18 protein-coding genes are annotated in these 21355 nt (G+C 51.5%); 7 read left to right on the plus strand and 11 right to left on the minus strand.

Going from position 1 to position 21355, the window contains the following annotated elements; translation table 11 throughout:
- Positions 1–30 precede the first annotated feature (30 nt).
- The 8 genes from mraY to G9C99_RS04420 form a co-directional block, all read right to left on the minus strand.
- Positions 31–1116 (minus strand): phospho-N-acetylmuramoyl-pentapeptide-transferase, encoded by a 1086-nt coding sequence (gene mraY, locus G9C99_RS04385; protein ID WP_166416202.1) that lies wholly within the window; start codon positions 1114–1116, stop codon positions 31–33.
- 5 nt (positions 1117–1121) lie between these two features.
- Complete coding sequence (locus G9C99_RS04390) at positions 1122–2561, minus strand: UDP-N-acetylmuramoyl-tripeptide--D-alanyl-D-alanine ligase (protein WP_166416203.1); 1440 nt, start codon at positions 2559–2561, stop codon at positions 1122–1124.
- On the minus strand, positions 2558–4051 hold the full coding sequence (locus G9C99_RS04395; protein WP_166416204.1) for a UDP-N-acetylmuramoyl-L-alanyl-D-glutamate--2,6-diaminopimelate ligase: 1494 nt from the start codon (positions 4049–4051) through the stop codon (positions 2558–2560). Before G9C99_RS04395 ends, G9C99_RS04390 begins: the two co-directional genes overlap by 4 nt.
- A gap of 20 nt (positions 4052–4071) precedes the next feature.
- Positions 4072–5868 (minus strand): peptidoglycan D,D-transpeptidase FtsI family protein, encoded by a 1797-nt coding sequence (locus tag G9C99_RS04400; RefSeq protein WP_166416205.1) that lies wholly within the window; start codon positions 5866–5868, stop codon positions 4072–4074.
- Positions 5865–6215 carry a cell division protein FtsL gene (ftsL, locus tag G9C99_RS04405; protein ID WP_166416206.1) on the minus strand — a complete coding sequence of 117 codons (351 nt, stop codon included), beginning with the start codon at positions 6213–6215 and terminating at the stop codon, positions 5865–5867. Before ftsL ends, G9C99_RS04400 begins: the two co-directional genes overlap by 4 nt.
- A gap of 4 nt (positions 6216–6219) precedes the next feature.
- Positions 6220–7215, minus strand: coding sequence for a 16S rRNA (cytosine(1402)-N(4))-methyltransferase RsmH (gene rsmH / locus G9C99_RS04410; RefSeq protein ID WP_166416207.1), 996 nt, complete (start codon positions 7213–7215; stop codon positions 6220–6222).
- Positions 7216–7218: 3 nt separating this feature from the next.
- Positions 7219–7719, minus strand: a complete 501-nt coding sequence (gene mraZ / locus G9C99_RS04415) for a division/cell wall cluster transcriptional repressor MraZ (protein WP_166416208.1) — start codon at positions 7717–7719, stop codon at positions 7219–7221.
- Positions 7720–8345: 626 nt separating this feature from the next.
- Positions 8346–9443: an Mrp/NBP35 family ATP-binding protein gene (locus G9C99_RS04420; RefSeq protein WP_166416209.1), complete on the minus strand. Its 1098-nt coding sequence runs from the start codon at positions 9441–9443 to the stop codon at positions 8346–8348.
- A gap of 229 nt (positions 9444–9672) precedes the next feature.
- On the opposite strand from G9C99_RS04420, the gene G9C99_RS04425 reads away from it, so the two are divergent.
- Positions 9673–9888 carry a DUF1127 domain-containing protein gene (locus tag G9C99_RS04425; RefSeq protein ID WP_166416210.1) on the plus strand — a complete coding sequence of 72 codons (216 nt, stop codon included), beginning with the start codon at positions 9673–9675 and terminating at the stop codon, positions 9886–9888.
- Positions 9889–10211: 323 nt separating this feature from the next.
- Here G9C99_RS04425 and G9C99_RS04430 read toward each other — a convergent pair whose 3' ends face one another.
- Positions 10212–10655: an Lrp/AsnC family transcriptional regulator gene (locus tag G9C99_RS04430; protein ID WP_166416211.1), complete on the minus strand. Its 444-nt coding sequence runs from the start codon at positions 10653–10655 to the stop codon at positions 10212–10214.
- 98 nt (positions 10656–10753) lie between these two features.
- Here G9C99_RS04430 and G9C99_RS04435 point away from each other — a divergent pair, with 98 nt between their 5' ends.
- Positions 10754–11362: a LysE family translocator gene (locus tag G9C99_RS04435; protein WP_166416212.1), complete on the plus strand. Its 609-nt coding sequence runs from the start codon at positions 10754–10756 to the stop codon at positions 11360–11362.
- Here the strand turns inward: G9C99_RS04435 and G9C99_RS04440 are convergent.
- The gene (locus tag G9C99_RS04440; protein WP_166416213.1) at positions 11359–13791 is read right to left on the minus strand and encodes an ATP-dependent helicase; all 2433 of its coding nucleotides are present in this window, start codon (positions 13789–13791) and stop codon (positions 11359–11361) included. The genes G9C99_RS04435 and G9C99_RS04440 overlap by 4 nt on opposite strands.
- 314 nt (positions 13792–14105) lie before the next feature.
- On the opposite strand from G9C99_RS04440, the gene G9C99_RS04445 reads away from it, so the two are divergent.
- The 5 genes from G9C99_RS04445 (at position 14106) to G9C99_RS04465 (ending at position 20431) form a co-directional block, all read left to right on the plus strand.
- Positions 14106–17546, plus strand: a complete 3441-nt coding sequence (locus G9C99_RS04445) for a pyruvate carboxylase (protein ID WP_166416214.1) — start codon at positions 14106–14108, stop codon at positions 17544–17546.
- Between the two features lie 278 nt (positions 17547–17824).
- A complete protein-coding gene (locus G9C99_RS04450) occupies positions 17825–19036 on the plus strand; it encodes a GTP-binding protein (protein ID WP_166416215.1) in 1212 nt (403 codons plus the stop codon).
- Positions 19033–19668 carry a DUF1826 domain-containing protein gene (locus G9C99_RS04455; RefSeq protein ID WP_166416216.1) on the plus strand — a complete coding sequence of 212 codons (636 nt, stop codon included), beginning with the start codon at positions 19033–19035 and terminating at the stop codon, positions 19666–19668. The genes G9C99_RS04450 and G9C99_RS04455 overlap by 4 nt, the downstream gene beginning before the upstream one ends.
- Complete coding sequence (locus tag G9C99_RS04460) at positions 19665–19925, plus strand: DUF6525 family protein (protein ID WP_166416217.1); 261 nt, start codon at positions 19665–19667, stop codon at positions 19923–19925. Before G9C99_RS04455 ends, G9C99_RS04460 begins: the two co-directional genes overlap by 4 nt.
- Before the next feature lie 119 nt (positions 19926–20044).
- Positions 20045–20431: an MAPEG family protein gene (locus G9C99_RS04465; RefSeq protein ID WP_166416218.1), complete on the plus strand. Its 387-nt coding sequence runs from the start codon at positions 20045–20047 to the stop codon at positions 20429–20431.
- 31 nt (positions 20432–20462) lie between these two features.
- On the opposite strand, the gene G9C99_RS04470 is transcribed toward G9C99_RS04465, so the two are convergent.
- Complete coding sequence (locus tag G9C99_RS04470) at positions 20463–21353, minus strand: YHYH protein (RefSeq protein ID WP_166416219.1); 891 nt, start codon at positions 21351–21353, stop codon at positions 20463–20465.
- Between the last annotated feature and the right edge of the window lie 2 nt (positions 21354–21355).

Here is a 21355-nt window from a genome sequence, read left to right on the forward strand (position 1 = left end):
GCCCGGGCAATTTGCCCGGGCCTTTTTAATCTATCGCAATTTCAGTGTCGCTAGACCAATCAAAGCTAGGATTAGCGCTATAATCCAAAACCGGATCACGATCTGCGGTTCATGCCAGCCTTTTTTCTCAAAGTGATGATGGATCGGCGCCATGAGAAAAACTCGTTTTCCTGTGCGTTTATAGTAAAGCACCTGAATGATCACGGACATGGCTTCGGCAACGAAAATGCCACCAACGATACCCAAGACCAATTCGTGTTTTGTCGCGACCGCAATCGCCCCCAACGCACCACCAAGTGCAAGCGATCCTGTATCCCCCATGAAAACAGCAGCAGGCGGTGCATTGTACCATAGAAACCCAAGGCCCCCACCAACAAGCCCAGCGACAAATATCAAGATTTCGCCTGTGCCTTCTACGTAGTGCACATCCAGATATTCGGTAAAATCTGTCCGTCCGACAACATAGGCAATCACACCAAGTGTAGAGGCCGCGATCATCACCGGCATAATAGCCAAACCATCAAGCCCATCAGTCAAATTCACTGCATTCGCCGCACCCACAATAACAAACATCGCGAAAGGTATGAAAAAGAACGACATATTTAACAATGTGTCTTTGAACACGGGTAGCGCCAAATGATATGCAAGTTCAGGTGTCTGGGCCTTCATAATTGCTACAGATGCAACAAAGGCGATCAAAAACCCGACGGCCAGCCTTACTTTACCAGAGACGCCTTTGTGATTGTTTTTTGTAACTTTTTGATAATCGTCCACAAACCCAATTGCGCCAAAGCCCATGGTCACAAATAGCACAATCCAAACATAAGGGTTATCAAGCCGCGCCCAAAGCAATGTGGCCACCGTCAATGCCCCCAAGATCAGCACACCGCCCATTGTCGGCGTTCCAGATTTGGTTTCGATGTGGCTTTGTGGCCCATCTTCGCGGATAGGTTGGCCATTACGCTGCTTGCGACGCAATAGATTGATCAAAGGTTGCCCAAAGATAAACCCAAAGATCAACGCAGTAAAAAAGGCCGCGCCTGCGCGAAACGTAATATAACGGAACAGATTGAAAAAATCCCCGCCATCTGAAAACTCAGTAAGCCAAAAAAGCATCCGCTCTACCCCTTATTATTGTTGGGGGTCGGATGCCCCAGTTTGCGGATCGCGTCAACTACGAGGCTCACTTTTGATCCTTTTGATCCCTTAATGAGCACAACATCGCCAGCATCAACGATCTCATGCGCACAGGCCGCAAGCTCTGGTGCCGTTTCAAACCACAGACCTTGTTTATGTGCAGGTAACGCATCCCACATGGCTTTCATGCGCGGACCGGCTGCGTGCACCACATCTATTGCCTCAATAAATCCAAGTTCGGCAACGGTTCGGTGGATTGAAACTTCTTCACTGCCCAACTCTAACATATCGCCCAAAACGGCTACGCGCCGTCCCGTTTCGATACGCCCCAAACCATCTTTGGGAACGCTGGCGACCAGCACTTCGAGCGCCGCCTCCATAGAAGTTGGATTGGCGTTAAAAGCATCGTCTATCAGTTCGATTGTTTGCTCGATCTCAACGTCGTCTAAAATCAGAGTTTCGCGAGTGCCCCGCCCTGCTGGTGGCAACCAATGCATCATATCGCGCGCCGCAAGCGCCGCATCGCCCCCCAACGCATCCACCACGGCCAAGCACCCCAGTGCATTCGCGGCGAAATGGCGGCCAGCACTATTGATCCTAAGTAAAGTTTCACCAAGCGGGATATCTGTTTTGGCAACAGTTGTGTTGCCAACAATTTTCACATCCAACAAACGATATAAGTTGTTTTCGTTCTGTCCGAATGTCCGGCTTTCAAAGCCCAAGGTTTCGCAGACGCCCAATAGTATTGGCAATGTCTCAACATCCCCATTCACAATCGCAACACCATCAGGCTCCAGCCCCTCGCAAATGGCGGCTTTTTCGGCGGCTATCCCCTCAAGACCATCGAAGGCTTCCATATGCGCTGGGGCGACCGTGGTAATCATCGCCACATGTGGGCGCGCCATTTTTGCCAGTGGGGCAATCTCGCCCGGATGGTTCATACCGATTTCGACAACAGCATAATCCGACTCCTGAGGCATCCGCGCCAATGTAATTGGAACACCCCAGTGGTTGTTAAAACTCTTTTCAGCAGCATGCACTTTGCCTTGCCGGGCCAAAATGGCGCGCAGCATTTCTTTGGTTGATGTTTTGCCAACTGATCCGGTGACACCAACAACTTGCCCTTGAAACCGCGCGCGCCCGGCGCGCGCCAGATCCTCAAGCGCCTCAAGCACGTCATCCACCAACAGCAATGGCGCATCAGCGGAAACACCATCAGGGATATGCGAGACCAAAGCCGCACCGGCACCTTTTTCCAACGCTTGCCCGACAAAATCATGGCCATCGCGCACGTCTTTCAGTGCGACGAACAAATCCCCAGGTTCTATCGAACGGGTATCAATTGAAATGCCCGAAACTGCCCATTCACTGATCGCCTGTCCGCCCGTGGCCGCAGCTGCATCAGAAGCCGTCCAAAGTGTCATGCGAGGCGCCCTTCTAATGCGGCGACAGCAACGCTGGCCTGTTCAACGTCGTCAAACGGCAAGATATCAGTCCCAACCGTTTGCCCAGTTTCATGGCCTTTCCCCGCGATCAAAAGCGCATCACCAGCCCCAAGCGCGTCAACGCCGCGCAAGATGGCTTCGGCCCGGTCGCCTACATTTGTTGCCTCTGGACAACCTTCCATGACCATTTCACGAATAGTAGCTGGGTCTTCTGTCCGCGGGTTATCATCCGTCACAAAAACTACATCCGCATTTTGCGCAGCCGCCTGCCCCATCAATGGGCGTTTGGTTTTATCACGGTCCCCGCCTGCCCCCAGAACAACAATCAGCCGCCCCATTACATGAGGACGCATCGCCTGCAATGCAGTTTTAACAGCATCTGGCGTATGCGAATAATCGACATAAACCGGCGCTCCGTTTTCACGCGTGGCCGCAAGTTCCATCCGTCCTCGCACGGTTTTGAGTTCATGCAGCGTTGCAAAAACATCTTTGGCATCTTCGCCCGCACCAATCGCCAATCCGGCAGCGGCCAACACATTTTCGGCCTGAAACCCACCAACAAGATTGAGGCGAACCTGCTGAGCTGGCCCATTTTGCCAGCTAAACCGCAGCTCTTGCCCCGTCAGATCAAAGCGTTGTCCTAAGATACGCAAATCTGCGTCTTCAGCCTTGCCGATGGTAATCACATGCAGATCATGTGCATCTGCAACCATCTTCATCTCAACGCCTTTTGGATCATCAATGTTGATCACAGCGGTTCCATCTTCGGCAACCACCCGCGAAAACAAACCGGCTTTGGCGGAAAAATAGGCCTCAAAGGTTTCGTGATAATCCAAATGATCCTGCGTGAAATTGGTAAAGGCCCCTGCGGCCAAACGCACACCATCTAGGCGACGCTGTTCCAACCCATGACTGGAGGCTTCCATTGCGCCGTGTGTAACGCCCGCCGCTGCCGCATCTGCCAATAGACGGTGCAACGTGATGGGTTCAGGCGTCGTATGAGACAAAGGGGCTTGATAAGCGCCTTCGACGCCCGTCGTACCAAGGTTCATTGCCTCTTTGCCCAAAAGCTCCCAAATTTGGCGGGTAAATGTCGCCACGGAGGTTTTGCCATTGGTCCCAGTTGCCGCCACCATAGTCTGCGGCTGCACCCCAAACCAAAGCGCCGCTGTATAAGCGAGAACTTGCCGGGGATCTTCGGATAGGACCAAAGCTGCATTAGATTGCTCCAACTCTTTGGCTGCTATCTGTGCCCCTTCGCGATCTGTTAGAATCGCGGCCGCCCCCATACGCAATGCATATTGAATGAATTCGCCACCATGAACCCTTGTTCCCGGCAGGGCCGCAAAGAGAAATCCGTCTTTGACGTCGCGGCTATCCACTGCAATTCCAGTGATTTGGGCTTCGCGCCCATCTTGGGCTGTCAGGCCCAAACCCGCGAGCGTTTTCGTCTTTGCCTGATCCGCCATGTTTGCCCCGTTGTTGGTCATTAATTGCTGGAGAGTGTTATCCCAACTGGACCCTCAGTTTCAATCTCTGGTCTGAGACCAAGCAAAGGCGCGATGCGACGGATCATTTCAGCCGCAACCGGAACAACGGTCCAACCAGCTGTCCGGCGTGTTTCACCCGCAATGAATGTTTCGGGTTCATCCAAAGTAACCACCAGCACATAGCGTGGGTCTGAGGCAGGGAAAATCGAAGCGAACGTCGCAATTGTTCGGTCTTCGTAATAGCCGCCTTGCGGACGGGGTTTATCAGCTGTTCCTGTTTTTCCGCCGACCTCATAACCCGGAACCTCACCAAAGCTAGCCGTACCGCGACTAACCACCTGACGTAACATCGAACGCGCGGCTGCAGAGGTTTCGGCAGATACGACGCGCGGACCCAACCGCGGACCATCCTGACGTAATAATGTCGGCTCAATACGCAAGCCGCCATTAAGAACAGAGGCATAAGCCGTCGCAAGATGAAGCGGGCTGGAAGACAATCCATGCCCATATGAAATGGTCATCGTTGAAATTTCAGACCAATTCGGCGGTAACAAAGGCCGACCGCCACGGGCTTCGATAATTTCAAACGGTGTGGCCTCAAGCAGGCCAAGCGATCCAAGAAAGGTACGTTGACGTTCTGCACCAATCATTTGGGCCAGATGCGCCGTTCCCACGTTTGATGAACGCACGATGACATCTGTTAGCGAAAGACGCGGCCCATAGTTGTGGAAATCATTGATGGTAAAGCGACCCCACCGCAACGGGCCCTGCGTTTCAATTTCAGTGCTTGGGTTTGCGATCCCCTCTTCCATCGCTTGCGCGGCGGTAAAGATTTTAAACACGGAACCGAGTTCATACACCCCTTGCACGGCACGGTTAAACAGTGGCGATTGGGAGGCGTCCCCCTCGGTCGCAGGGCGCGGGCGATTGTTGGGGTCGAAATCAGGAAGTGATGCAATTGCAATCACTTCGCCCGTATAGACGTCCATCAAAACCGATGAGGCCCCTTCAGCGTTCATAAGGCGCATACCGCCATAAAGAACATCCTCAGTTGCCGCTTGAACGGTCAGATCCAAAGACAACTGCAACGGAGCACCATCATTCACGGGATCGCGTAAAAATTCGTCAAACTGCGCCTCAACGCCAGCCGTCCCTACGATCTCAGCGGAGTTTACCGCTTCGCGCCCATAGGTGGCACCACCCATGATATGCGCTGCAATATCGCCATTCGGGTATAGGCGCATTTCGCGTGGTCCAAACAAAAGACCCGGTTCACCAATGTCAAACACCGCTTGCTGCTGCTCTGGTGACAGCTGACGACGTATCCAGACGAACCGACGTTCCCCCGTGAAATCGCGCAGCAATCTTTCCAGCTCTAACTCAGGAAAGATCCCGACCAAAGCATGTGCAGCCCCTTCGGGGTTCACCATATCCTGTGGGTGCGCATAAAGCGCGCTGGTGTTGATATTGGTCGCAAGAATGCGGCCATTGCGATCTGTGATGTCAGCCCGCAACGCCACAATACCCGTGCCAGAGCCTGAGCTTTGGGGTTCAATCGGGGTGCTAATCGCCATTTGCCCCATACGCACGCCAACAATACCAAAGGCACACAAGAAGAAAACGCCAAGCACCAAAAGGCGCCCCTCGGAACGCAAACGCGATTTGTCCCGCATATCTTCGTGGCGCAGACGGATATTTTCTTTTTCGATGTTATCGGGGTTTTCCCCCCGGCGTCGCGCCGCCAAAATACGCGCTAAAGGCCGAAGCGGAGTACGGAGTTCAGAGTTGTCGCTCATTCCTGCGCCCCTTCCAATGTGCCGATCACTTCAACGCTGTTTGACACATTGCGCAATTCAAAGGGTGGGAAAGAAATTTGATCTACTCGCGCAAATTGGCTGGGATCAAAGGTCAACAATTGCAAACGATCAAAGTTAATCGAAGCAAGCTCACGCAACCTGTCGGGACGATTTAAATAAGCCCACTCAGCATTTAAAACGGCCAACGCTTCGCGCTCAAGTCCGATTTGTTGCCTCAATTCACGTACTTCGCGTGCGGCAGATTGTGTTTGATAATTTTCGCGATACGCCCAAAATCCGAGCCCCATCACCGCCAAAGCAGAAAGGATATAAAATATACTGCGCATCAATTCATCCCTTCAGTGAAAGCTTCGGCAGCCCAAGTCCCTTGCGTGGGGTCTCTTCGGCCGGTGCCTCTGTCCGCAGCGCAACCCGTAATTTGGCTGAGCGAGAACGCGGATTTTCAGCAAGTTCAATATCATCCGGCCCAATGGCCTTACGGTTTTTCAATGTGAAACGTGGCAAATCAGCTTCTGACATTGGCGCATATCGGTTCACGCGCGCCCCGCCACCTGTTCGAGCTTGAAAAAACTTTTTCACAACGCGGTCTTCCATCGAATGGAACGTAACAACAGCCAATTGCCCGCCGGGCTTTAGCGCGCGCTCAGCGGCTTCCAACCCTTCGATCAATTGACCAAATTCGTCGTTCACCGCAATTCTCAATGCTTGAAAACTACGTGTCGCAGGATGGCTACCACCGGGTTTACCGCGCCCAATTGTATTTTCGATCAGTTCCGCCAAACGCAACGTCGTCTCAAACGCGCCATTCGCGCGTTCGACAACTATCGCTTTAGCGATACGACGCGAAGCGCGCTCCTCGCCGTACTGAAACAAAATATCTGCAATCTCCGCCTCAGATGCTTCGTTCACGATATCAGCAGCTGAGGGCCCTGTTTGGCTCATCCGCATATCGAGCGGACCATCTTTCATAAAAGAAAACCCACGTTCCGCCTGATCAAGCTGCATCGACGAAACACCCAAATCAAGAACAACACCGTCGAGCAAACCATCGGGGTATTCATCTAATTTGCTAAATGTCCCCTCGACAAGCTTGAGTCGATCCCCGTAATCTGCGGCCCATTCCTGCGCCATATCAAAAACCATTGGATCCCGATCAACGCCATAAACGCAATCCGCGCCAGCATCCAAAAGGCCACGTGTGTAACCACCCGCACCAAAGGTTCCATCAAGCCACTGCCCCGAAATCGGGGCGACAGCCGCCAACAACGGGCGCAATAAAACCGGAATATGGGGGGCATTCTCAGACGGGGGGGATAGCGGTGCCATCGACTATTCGTCCTCTTCTCCGTCAAGATAGATTGATGCATCAGCGTCTGGATCAAAATCATCATCTTCGTCCAACCCAGCGAACATTTCATCGTCGTAGGTTTCAGGGTTCCAGATTTCAAAGGTGTCCAACTTACCCGCAAAAAACGCATTGCCATCTAGGCCGATTTTTTCGCGAAGCTTTGCGGGCAACACAAGACGCCCCGTATCATCTACAGATGTTGTTGTGGCTTGTGTTGAATAAAGGGTTTGCAGCGCTTTACGTTTCTTGGATCCGCGCGGCATTTTTAGAATGCGGCGTTCTACGTCCAAAATCGCTTCGATTGTAAAGCATTCTAAGTGACGACGGTTTTTCCCGCCGTAGACAATAACCAACTCTGGTTGTTTGCCTGTTTCCCAATTGGGATCCCCTGCCTCCAACACACGGCGAAACGAAGCCGGAATCGACATCCGACCTTTCGTATCCACCTTGTTGAGGCTTTCGCCCCGGAAGCTGCGAACCACGGTTGGCTCCTTAATGTTGCCTCATTTCGTTCCCCAAAAAAGGAAACGGCGGGTTGAGCCGCTGCCACTGCTCAATCCGCCGCCCTCGTCCCGTTACCGGGTATGTCCGACTGCACGCGCCACCTGGGGGGATGTCTGCTCGCTCGCGCGCCGGATCTCTTAATTCGATAAAAGCGGGGCCTGTATGAAACCTGACTTTGGTATTTTGTTTGGGGTTCTTGTTGCTGCCCCTGCGACCCGTCTTATCGTGTAACTAGGGATGCCATGGGAATTCATGGTAATCAAGAAAAATCTGCACAGAACCGACACATCATATTGTTTTCAATTAAGTGCAAAATCAACATTTAGATGTGATAGCCACAATTAAAACACATTTTATCGCGGAAATTCAACACACGAGACACAACATATAGCGCAAAATTATTTTTCACGAGCATTCCCATGATTTCCCAAAAAATACTCAATTCCGCGAGACAGAGGCCAAATTACCACATGAACTCCAACCAACTTAGCTCAATACAACCACTAAACACCCCGGAAATTTGATTCGAACGGGGTAAAATAGAAAAGAGGCGCGAATATTCACGCCTCTCCCATAAATTCCCACAGCATCCTAAAACGTGAAGCTAGGCGATACCACCTGCAACCAGCCCTTTTGCCAACGCAGCGTAGGCGTCAGCCAACGGCCCATCGCCAGCAGCAATAGGTGTTCCACTATCGCCTGCAACGCGTACCTTAAGATCAAGAGGCAATTCAGCGAGCAAAGGAACTCCGAGCTTCTCTGCCTCCTCGCGCACACCGCCATGGCCAAAAATATGTTCTTCGTTTCCGCATTTCGGACAAACATACATCGACATGTTTTCAATCAACCCTAAGATCGGAGTCTTTAGCGTCTTAAACATATTAATGCCTTTGCGTGCATCCAACAGTGCAACGTCTTGCGGCGTCGAGACAACGATCGCACCTGTTAAGGCCGTGCGTTGGCACAGCGTTAACTGAACATCACCCGTACCTGGCGGAAGGTCGATGATCAAAACGTCGAGCTCCCCCCATTCAACCTGCCCCAGCATTTGCTGCAAAGCGCCCATCAACATTGGACCGCGCCAAACAACCGCCTGATCAGGGTCGACCATCAAACCAATCGACATCATGGTGACGCCATGCGCCTGCAGCGGAATGATCGTTTTACCATCAGGAGATGCAGGGCGTTTAGAAACCCCCATCATCCGTGGCTGCGATGGCCCATAGATATCAGCATCCAACAACCCAACACGACGACCCTGCTTTGCCAACGCAACCGCTAGATTTGACGAAACAGTCGATTTCCCAACGCCGCCCTTGCCGGAAGCAACCGCAATAATACGATCAATACCCGCAACTTTTTGCGGGCCTTCTTGCTGTGCAGGCTTCGGGTGTCCACCAATCTTTAGGCTCGGCGCTTCGCCCTGACCACCACGAGGGACCTGTTTTGCGGCCGGTCCATGCGCAGTCAATACGATAGATGTTTTTTCAACTCCATCCATGGCGGAAACCAATTGCTCGGCTGCGTCACGCACCGCGCCCAAACGCGCGGCCATTTCAGGCGTTTCGCCCTCGATAACGAAACTAACGGAACTGCCATCAATCTGCATGGCACGTACCATATCCCGACTTACGACATCGCCGCCGTCCGGTAACGTGATACGTTTTAATTCAGCTAGAATGCGATCGCGCGTGATGCTCATGGCTTTTCCCCATCTTGTTCGATGGCATTTCTTTAGGGCTTTTAACCAAAGCGCAAGGCCCGTAACGCCATTATGTGACAATGCCAAGACAATAGGTCAGAATTACGTATGCATTTTCTGCATAGCGGCATTGACGCGTTCAGGGATTGTGCAATCGCAGCAACTCCCTATTTTCATCCTTGTTAGCGCAATACGGCGTTCACCGAATGAAGATGAGAAAGACGAACCAATGGCAACTGTATCAACAACCCGCTCCTTTGACGCTGGCATTTTTGACCGCGCAACCACTGCATTTACTTCCGCAACTGAGCGTTTCGCGCAGTATCGGACATTCCGTAAAACAGTGCGTGAACTTTCTGAGTTGAGCGGCCGTGAACTTGCTGATCTGGGTATTGCACGTAGCGCAATTCACTCAGTCGCATACGAAGCCACCTACGGCGCATAAGAATTTTTCACTGCGCTTTCCTCCCTTAGCGCACTGAAAAGCGGTCGCATCGCTCCTCCCTGATGCAACCGCGTGACTAGGGCTTTGCCCACCAACATTGCACCGGATCTTCTCCTCCCTTGAAACGGTGCATCAAGCGATAGCGCGCTCCTCCCTTAGCGTTGTCGCTTCTCTTTCTGGACTTCGGTCCGACGATGTTTGTCTCTTTTCTCCTCCCTTAGGAGATGAACATTGAAAGCGCATCTTTTTCTCCTCCCTGATTGGAGATGCGCAGCAAAAGAACGGCGACTCCCCTCCTCCCTGGGGTCGCCGTTTTTTTATGTTTAAGCGCGCTCATCCTTAGGGGATCCCATAACAACAAGCGATGTGATCGAATTCACCTGCGGTAATGTCCCCAGAAGATCTGTATGAAAAAACTTGTATGATTGCAGATCAGCGGCTTCGACACGAAGTAAGTATTCATGCTGCCCTGCGATGTTATGACATTCACGCACCTCTGGCGACAAAGAGATAGAGCGCTCAAACGCTTCTTGCGATGCTTTGGAATGATCCGAAAGCCCCACCATCACATAAGCGGTAAAACGATCCCCAAGCTTTTCACGATCTAAAACCGCTCGATACCCTTTGATGATACCTTTTGATTCGAGATCTTGCACACGGCGCAAGCAAGCCGAAGGCGACAACGACACGCGTTCGGCCAATTCAAGGTTACTGATCCGCCCATCCTTTGACAGTTCGCGCAATATCTGTTCTGTTTTTTGATCCATCTTCACACTTAAATGCGAAATATGATCAAAAACAAGCAATATAGGAGATTAATTGCGGTAACATCGCGCAATAATTGCGTGAAACAGGAAATATGGCAATGACATTAGAAATATTACTCGCCCTCACGACTTTCGCGTTCGTAAGCTCAATCACCCCCGGCCCAAACAACCTCATGCTGATGACATCGGGAGTGAACTTTGGAATTTTGCGAACTATTCCACACATGCTGGGCGTCGCGCTTGGATTTATGCTAATGGTATTTCTAGTTGGCATAGGGTTGGTGCAGCTTTTTGACACTTATCCGATTAGCTACACCATTCTCAAAATTGTGAGCATTGCCTATTTATTGTACCTCGCATGGAAAATTGCGATGACGCGCAAGGTTTCAAAACTGGAAGGCGAAGAACAAGGCACGCCCATGACATTCATGCAGGCCGCGCTATTTCAGTGGGTGAATCCGAAAGCATGGACAATGGCCCTAACCGCGATCACAGTTTACGCACCCCAACCATCGACGACCATCGGCGTCACGATTGTTGCGGTTATCTTTGGCCTTGTGAACCTTCCAAGCGTCAGCGTTTGGGCTTATCTAGGTCAGGAAATGTCGCGCTTTTTAGGCACACCCACACGTGTTCGGGCGTTCAACATTTCTGCAGCATTGCTATTGGTTGCTTCGCTTTATCCATTGCTTACCCCAGCAACCTAAAACGGCACGTCATCCGCACGGGTGGCGGCAATCACAAATGCAGCTTTGGCTTTTTTCGCGCCGGCCTTGTCGAATTCAATATCCAAAGTGTCTGCTTCGATTCCCATAATCGTGCCATAGCCAAATTTATCATGGAACACACGATCACCTTGCTTAAAACTGGAAACTACCTTGGCATCAATAACCATATTGCGCGCTGCACTTGGGCCGGCACTGGGGCGCGCAGCATTTCTAGCCTGCATCCGTTTCCACCCCGGAGAGTTATAGGCGTCAGCCCGCTGCGCACGCTCTTCCATTTGTGCTGTTGGCCGCGCGGCACCATATCCACCGCCATGCACACCGGACGGCGTTAGAATTTCCACGTGGTCCTCAGGCAGTTCATCAATGAATCGCGATGGCATCTGTGTTTGCCATTGCCCATAAACCAACCGATTTTCCGCAAATGAAATCGTACAAAGGCTTTCGGCCCGTGTGATCCCAACATAGGCGAGGCGGCGTTCTTCCTCCAAACCCTTAAGCCCACTTTCATCCATAGAACGTTGAGACGGAAACAGACCATCTTCCCAACCGGGTAAAAACACGACCGGAAACTCCAAACCTTTGGCCCCGTGCAACGTCATGATCGTGACTTTTTCTTCGTGTTCGTGGCTATCATTTTCCATGATCAACGCGATATGTTCTAAAAATCCCTGAAGATTTTCAAATTGCTCAAGCGCTTTGACCAGTTCTTTGAGGTTTTCCAACCTACCCGGCGCATCAACTTCTTTGGATTTCTGCCACATATCCGTATAGCCGGATTCGTCGAGAATGATCTCAGCAAGCTCAATGTGGCTCAGCGCAGTTTCTGTCTCAAGCGGTTGTGTTTCATCGTCAAACAGAGATGTGTCGTCAGTCACTAAAACAGGGGATAGATGTGCGCGCCAACGGTCAAAGCTGGCCACGAGCTTCGCAAGCTCAATTTTGGCCTTGCCTTTTAGGTCACCAGATTGCGTTAAAACGCGCGCGGCCTCTATCAGAGGCAAGCCTCTTTCGCGCGCGGTTACTTGAATCGTCTGCAACGCCTTATCGCCGACACCACGCTTTGGCGTATTCACAATACGTTCAAACGCAAGGTCATCCTCGGGCGAAGTTACGACCCGGAAATACGCCAGCGCATCCCGAATCTCTAAACGTTCATAAAATCGCGGCCCGCCAATCACGCGGTACGGCAAACCAATCGTCAGAAAACGATCCTCAAACGCGCGCATCTGATGGGACGCCCGCACGAGTATCGCCATATCCTCTAAACTAACCGGGGCGTTTCCACGTGTCCCCCGTTGCTGCGCCTCGATGTCGTCCCCAATCCAGAAGGCTTCTTTTTCGCCATCCCAATGACTGATCAGACGAACAAGATCCCCCTCTTCGCGATCCGTCCAAAGTGTTTTACCAAGACGTCCTTCGTTACCCGCAATCACCGAAGACGCCGCAGCAAGGATATGTGGGGTGGAACGATAATTTTGCTCCAGCTTCACAACCTTTGCACCGGGGAAGTCTTTTTCAAACTTCAGAATATTTCCGACCTCAGCCCCACGCCATCCGTAGATGGACTGGTCATCATCGCCTACACAGCAGATATTCTTATGCCCACCTGCAAGCAATCGCAGCCACATGTATTGCGCAACGTTGGTATCCTGATATTCGTCCACCAAAATATACTGGAACCAGCGTTGATATTGGTTCAGCAGGTCATCGTACTTCTGGAAAATCGTCACAACATGCAGGAGCAGATCACCAAAATCGCAGGCGTTCAGGCTTTTTAATCGCTCCTGATACTGTTTGTACAATCCCGGCCCGTGGCCGTTGAATGCACTCCCCTCCGACGAGGGCAGAGTTTCGGGTGTAAAGGCACGGTTTTTCCAACTGTCGATAATGTTGGCCAGCGTACGCGGCGGCCAGCGTTTTTCGTCCACACCAGCAGCGCGGATCAGTTGTTTTAACAAGCGTACCTGATCGTCCGTGTCTAAAATCGTGAAATTGGTTTTAAGACCAACCAATTCCGCGTGGCGGCGCAGCAGCTTGACACAAATCGCATGGAAGGTCCCTAACCATGGCATCCCATCAATGGGTTGATCCATCATGGATGCGACGCGTTCTTTCATCTCGCGGGCTGCTTTATTGGTAAACGTCACCGCCAAGATTTCATTTGGCCGCGCGCGCCCTGTGCGGATCAAATGTGTAATCCGACTGGTCAAAGCTTTGGTTTTACCCGTACCTGCCCCTGCCAACATCAGCACAGGACCATCTAGAGTTTCGACTGCCTCGCGTTGGGCCGGGTTAAGCCCATCCAAATAAGGAGCGGCTTGCCCCGCAGTGGTTATACCACGGGCACGTTGAGACAACGAGGGTTTAGCTGCCGCATCGGAGGCGTCGAATTCATCATAACTGCTCATGCGAGTCAGCTTAGCGAAAAAACCGCCTGAGTTAAAGAAACGTTCTCAAATTGTTCTTATGATTTTTTCAATTGAATTTCATTGAAATCACATCGTTTTTCTCAGTTAGCGCAACCAATTCCACGATAAGTAACAGAATTATAAAGGTGCTTCGCGCTCGGCTGTGAATTTGTCGTTTTTCGCTCGCGACAGATTAATATGAAACCTTACACAATGCTTGCAAGGATAGCTAAGTCCTGCTTATGCTGCGCCGCAGCAATACCTGCGACATCTGGTCCACATTTTGCACCCGCAAAAGAATAGGAGAGCCACCTGTGCCCGAGTTTAAAAAAATCCTAATCGCCAACAGAGGCGAAATTGCCATTCGCGTTATGCGCGCTGCCAATGAAATGGGAAAACAAACCGTAGCGGTTTTTGCTGAGGAAGATAAACTCAGCCTACATCGCTTTAAGGCAGATGAAGCCTACCGCATCGGTGAAGGCATGGGTCCTGTTGCGGCTTACCTTAGCATCGAAGAAATCATTCGTGTTGCAAAGATGTCCGGCGCGGATGCGATCCACCCTGGATATGGTCTCTTATCTGAAAACCCCGATTTTGTTGACGCTTGTGATGCTGCTGGCATTACCTTCGTCGGCCCAAAAGCGGCGACAATGCGCGCACTTGGTGATAAAGCTTCTGCGCGCAAAGTCGCGGTTGAAGCAGGTGTTCCCGTCATCCCAGCCACCGAAGTTCTCGGCACAGACATGGCTGCGATCCGTGAGGAAGCAGCCGAAGTTGGTTATCCTTTGATGTTAAAAGCGTCATGGGGCGGCGGCGGTCGCGGTATGCGTCCGATCATGGGCCCGGATGAAGTCGAAGAAAAAGTTCTCGAAGGACGTCGCGAAGCCGAAGCCGCTTTTGGCAATGGCGAAGGCTATCTTGAAAAGATGATTCTACGTGCCCGTCACGTCGAAGTTCAAATTCTTGGCGATACGCACGGCGGAATGTACCATCTGTTTGAACGCGACTGTTCTGTTCAGCGCCGTAATCAAAAAGTGGTTGAACGCGCCCCCGCCCCGTATTTGTCAGAAGAGCAGCGCGCAGAAATCTGTGAACTTGGCTACAAAATCTGTAAACACGTAAACTACGAATGCGCCGGCACTGTTGAATTCCTAATGGATATGGACAGCGGCAAATTCTACTTCATCGAGGTGAACCCACGCGTTCAGGTGGAACACACTGTTACCGAAGAAGTGACGGGCATCGACATTGTTCAGGCTCAAATCCGGATTGCCGAAGGTAAAACAATCGCGGAAGCAACAGGCAAAGCATCGCAAGATGAAGTGCGCCTAAATGGTCATGCGCTTCAGACCCGCATCACCACCGAAGATCCATTGAACAACTTCATCCCGGATTATGGCCGTATTACAGCCTATCGTTCTGCGACGGGTATGGGCATTCGTTTGGACGGCGGCACAGCTTACTCTGGCGGCGTCATCACGCGCTACTACGATTCTCTACTAACAAAAATCACAGCAAGCGCCCAAACACCTGAGGCAGCAATCGCCCGGATGGACCGCGCATTGCGTGAATTCCGTATTCGCGGCGTTTCAACGAACATTGCGTTTGTTGAAAACCTGCTGAAACACCCGACCTTCCTCGATAACACTTACACGACTAAGTTTATTGACACGACGCCAGAGCTGTTCCAGTTCAAAAAGCGTCGGGATCGAGCGACCAAAATTCTGACCTACATCGCGGATATTTCTGTCAACGGTCACCCCGAAACCGAGGGCCGTGTAAAACCTGCGGCAGACCTGAAGACACCTAAAGCCCCACGCGTTCTAGGCGAACAAACCTCTGGCACACGCAATTTGCTTGAGGAAAAAGGCCCGCAAGCTGTTGCCGACTGGATGGCGGCGCAAAAGCAGCTTCTGCTCACCGATACAACCATGCGTGACGGTCACCAATCGCTGCTCGCAACGCGTATGCGCTCGATCGACATGATCAAAGCAGCACCAGCCTATTCTGCAAACCTGCCGCAACTGTTTTCTGTAGAATGCTGGGGCGGCGCGACATTTGATGTTGCTTACCGTTTCTTGCAGGAATGCCCGTGGCAGCGTCTTCGTGATCTGCGCAAATCCATGCCAAACCTCATGACGCAAATGTTGTTGCGCGCTTCAAACGGTGTTGGCTACACAAATTATCCTGACAACGTGGTGCAGGAATTTGTCGGCCAAGCCGCGAGCAGCGGCGTGGATGTTTTCCGTGTCTTTGACAGCCTCAACTGGGTTGAAAATATGCGCGTTGCAATGGATGCCGTTGTTGAAGCCAACAAGGTTTGCGAAGGCACAGTTTGTTATACGGGTGACATCCTAAACCCAGATCGCGCGAAATACGATCTTCAGTATTACGTCAACATGGGTAAAGACCTAAAAGCAGCAGGTGCGCATGTACTCGGCCTGAAGGATATGGCCGGCCTTCTAAAACCGGCAGCCGCCCGTGTATTGGTCAAAGCACTTAAGGAAGAGGTTGGTCTACCAATTCACTTCCACACGCATGACACATCCGGCATTGCCGCCGCGACCATCCTTGCAGCCGCGGATGCAGGTGTTGACGCGGTTGATGCGGCTATGGATGCGTTCTCGGGCGGCACTTCACAGCCATGTCTGGGCTCTATCGTTGAAGCACTGGCGCACACAGATCGTGATACCGGCCTTGATATCGAAGCTGTGCGCGAAATGTCTGATTACTGGGAACACGTGCGCGGTCAATACGCCGCCTTTGAAAGCGGCACCTCTGCGCCTGCCTCTGAGGTATATCTGCATGAAATGCCCGGCGGTCAGTTCACCAACTTGAAGGCACAAGCGCGCAGCCTAGGTCTTGAAGAAAAATGGCCTGAGGTTGCCCAAACTTATGCAGATGTGAACCAAATGTTTGGTGACATCGTCAAAGTCACCCCGTCTTCCAAAGTGGTTGGCGACATGGCCTTGATGATGGTGTCACAGGGGCTAACACGGGATGAGGTTGAAAACCCTGATGTTGACGTGGCCTTCCCTGACTCAGTGATTGACATGATGCGCGGCAACCTTGGTCAGCCTCCCGGCGGCTTCCCTAAGGCGTTCCAGCAAAAGGTTCTGAAAGGTGACGCACCAGCGACGACACGTCCAGGCGAACATCTTGCGCCAATCGATCTTGAGAAAGTGCGCAGCGAGCTGTCAGAAGAACTAGAGGGCTTTAAGGTCGATGACGAAGACCTCAATGGTTACCTCATGTATCCGAAGGTATTTCTAGATTATATGGGCCGTCATCGTACCTACGGGCCTGTTCGCACCCTACCGACAAAAACGTTCTTCTATGGCATGGAACCGGGTGAAGAGATTTCAGCCGAAATCGATCCCGGGAAAATTCTCGAAGTTCGCATGCAGGCCATGGGCGAAACCGGTGAAGACGGTAATGTGAAAGTGTTCTTTGAACTAAACGGTCAACCACGTGTTATTCGTGTTCCCAACCGTGCTGTTCAGGCACAAACGGCAAGCCGTCCCAAAGCCGAGGCAGGCAATGCAAACCATATCGGCGCACCTATGCCGGGCGTTGTTGCATCGGTCGTTGTAACAGCTGGTCAGCAAGTCAAAGAAGGCGATTTGCTTTTAACTATTGAAGCCATGAAAATGGAAACCGGCATCCACGCTGAACGCGACGCGACTGTATCAGCGCTGCATGTGTCAGCAGGTGGGCAGATCGACGCAAAGGATTTGTTGGTCGAACTCGAATAACCACAGACCATCTAAAAGCAGCAAACACTTGCTGCTTTTACCACTCATAAGGTTAGGCAGCCACATCGCGGTGCCTAACCTTTTTTTATTGGTCACTCCTTAGCACCCCTCCAACAATAACGCTGCGGATGATCTCGATCCCCTGGACTGCTATCGGGTGATGGGAATGTTTCATTTTATCAAATCTCAAGTTGTAATGTTATAACATATCATTTAAACGATTCCAAAACCACATTGTATCGCTTTCGATTTTCTCTCGCCGCAAAGGTATCAATCAGATGTTAGACACCCGCCTTCCCGTAACCGTTTTATCTGGATTTCTTGGCGCTGGAAAAACCACCCTTTTGAATCGTGTTCTTAACAATCGCGACGGCCTTCGGGTTGCTGTGATTGTCAATGATATGTCTGAAGTGAACATCGATGCAGATCTTGTACGCGCTGACACTGAATTAAGCCGTACCGACGAAACCTTGGTGGAAATGTCGAACGGCTGTATATGCTGTACACTTCGGGATGATTTATTAGAAGAGGTCCGGCGCCTCGCATCCGAGGGGCGTTTTGATTATTTATTAATTGAATCCACAGGCATCTCCGAACCACTCCCTGTTGCTGCGACCTTTGACTTTCGAGACGAAGCCGGCGACAGCCTGTCAGATGTTGCACGCCTAGACACTATGGTCACTGTCGTTGATGCTGCAAACCTTCTGCATGATTATTCGTCCCATGACTTCCTCAAAGATCGAGGAGAAACCATGGGAGAAGAGGATGAACGCACCCTCGTGCATTTGCTCACCGATCAGATCGAATTTGCAGACGTGGTCATTCTGAATAAAGTTGACGACGCAGGACATGAAAAAACAGATGCCGCCCGGAAGATCATTCGCAGCCTAAATGCTGATGCCGAAATTATTGAAACCAACCGCTCAATCGTAGAGGCAGGAAAAATCCTTAACACGGGTCTTTTTGATTTTGATCAAGCACACGAACACCCCATGTGGGCCAAGGAATTGTATGGTTTTGCGGACCATGTGCCCGAAACAGAGGAATACGGCGTTGGCTCATACGTATATCGTGCCAGATTACCGTTCATTCCAGAGCGTATCCTCGAAGTTTTAAACGGGACTCTTCCTGGGGTGATCCGCGCCAAAGGCCATTTCTGGATTTCGACCCGCCCTGATTGGGTCGCTGAGTACTCTTTGGCCGGTTCTCTCTCAAGTGTTAAACCTCTTGGCACGTGGTGGGCCTCCGTACCAAAAGATAGATATCCCACGAACGACAGCGCACAGGCCTATATGCAGGCCCATTGGCAGGAACCATGGGGGGATCGACGCCAAGAACTCGTTTTCATCGGGGCTGGAATTGATTGGCCTGCGCTAAAAACACGATTGGATACCTGTCTTATCCCTGCACTCGCGGCTGTTGGGCCTGACAACCTACCGGACTATCCTGATCCATTTCCAAGCTGGCGTAAGTCGGAGGATGCTGCATGAACGCCATTAGCAATTTGGCCGACGCCACGACGATCAGTGTTCAGAACGTCGACACCCCTAACGCCCTCAGTGCTTTTTTGAACCCAGCATGCGCCGCAGCGATTTGGAATAAACACACTCCCGCCCATATCCAAAGCGGGTTAAACAATCTGAGGCCAGAACAACTGCCCCGCGGACGTATCACCCTTCGGTCTGAACTCGCAGCTGAGGCCGTAACCCACCTTTGCGACATCGCAGAAATGCCTTCGGGACCAGAACGTGATTGGCTTGAGAGCGATATCGCCGCGCTTGCTACGTTATTTTCTGAATTGCTTAATACAAAATACCTAAGGCTTCGGCTGGATGTTGTCACAACCAACGCCTGTCGGAAATTTCATATAGATGCTTTAACCGCACGGTTGGTCTGCACTTATCGTGGAACAGGCACACAATATGGATTCGCCCAGGCAGGCAATGATCCAAAGCGTATCATCACTGTTGATACTGGCGCGCCTATACTTCTACGTGGAACGCTGTGGCCAGAAAAGCCTGCATCGGGATTGCTGCATCGCTCCCCACCTATCGAAGGCACGAATGAAACACGGTTGGTTCTTGTCTTAGACCCCGTTCTTGATCCGGAAGGCGATGCATGACCCGAAACCTTGGACAAAGCAGCCTACGGCGGAAACGCCGTTCACGCGATCCAATGGCTGCTTATGACAGCCTTCCCGCCCCGCTGCGCGAGTGGCTTTCACAGGCAGCACTTCCTTGGTCGCCAGCATCCGCGCGGCGTCTTTGGTCGAAATCTTTGGCAAAAGGGCGCACGCCTGAAGAAACACTAATATTCTTGAGCCACGCAGAAACCCGCACACTTGCCCGAGACCAAGCAGCAGTAAAGCTAGAAAACTAAGCAGTCCCACCTCACGTAAACAGAAACGCTCAACCACCTTTTTTACCTAGACGGGCACATATTCACTTTGACAACGTATTTGACTTCGAGTCTTCTGATACAAATTAAAGGAACACTGTATGCCCTTTGTGACACCGCTATACGCCGGAATTATCGGTCTTTTTTACGTTTTCCTTAGCTTTCGAGTAATTTTCCGTCGGAAGAACGCTCGCGTTTCTATCGGAGACGGAGAAGATAAAGAACTTCAGAAGCGTATTCGGGTACAAGCTAATTGTGGCGAATATGCCCCGATCACACTTTTGCTAATACTCATGGCGGAACTGCAGGGCGCCCCGATCTGGGTAATCCATCTACTGGGTATTGCATTCATTTCAGGCCGGATTTTGCATGCACGGGGTTTCGGTGCACGACCCCAAATTATGGCGCTACGCCAAGCGGGTATGATCCTGACGTTTATAGTCATTGTCGTCGCCAGCCTCGCGAACATTGGACATGCCTTTTATTGATAAAGCCCCACGGATCGGGACTTTACCATTGTTATCGCTTTATAAAACTGGGGTCGACATTCCCCATCAAACACCGCGGGATGATGGGATAATCTACGGTTAAAAAATATGCATAAGTCCCATCTGGATAATCTGCCGTTCTTACCACGGCACCGTTACATTCATCCAGAGTTCCCGATCCAGCAACATAGAGATAGTCCTGAACGAATGCCCCGTCGTAGGCTCCTGTTGGTGCCTGCCCACCGGGCCTATCCCCAGACCTTAATTGATAAGCACTTTCCATCATGACAACCGCGCCATCGACCTCAGCAGTCAAAGCATAGATCGGAAAACCATCGGCCGCCCAGCCAATCAGTGGGCTTTGTTCAGTCGCGGACCAGCCCAACTCCTGCATTAGTCCCACGGGTAAACCGTGATAATGATATGTTCCATCAGGCTGAACATGGGCGTAGTTTGTGTCTAACCCCAATGTCACCGCCCCACCAAGCGCTTCATATTGCCAGCCAAGGTTGGGGTTGCCTTGCCAAAACTCAGCAGCACCTGGGTCAAAGACCACCCCATTCACGGCGACACCGAACAAATCCCCCAACCCCAAGTCATCCATGCGTCGCGTTTCAGGGTCAACGGGCATCTGCAGATTAACATCTTGCATCTGTATTTCGTGTGGATTGCCCGCATTAGGAAAGGCACCAACGGCGTGGGTTGGTAGCCCATTCCCCGACAGACGGCGCGTGGTGCCGCTTTGTTCGATAGAAACCTGTGCATTGCTCATTGTGTATTGAGCAGCGTTCAGCATTAATTCCTGCGCAGCCGTTGTGGTATGCTCTCGCATTTTAGGTCTACCCTGTGCGGTGCTTTCGGCAACAAACCCAATTGCGATCAAAACTGCTAATGACACGCCTTTCAACAATTGCTTATCCATAT

The organism is Cochlodiniinecator piscidefendens (assembly GCF_011326755.1).
Lineage (GTDB): Bacteria > Pseudomonadota > Alphaproteobacteria > Rhodobacterales > Rhodobacteraceae > Cochlodiniinecator > Cochlodiniinecator piscidefendens.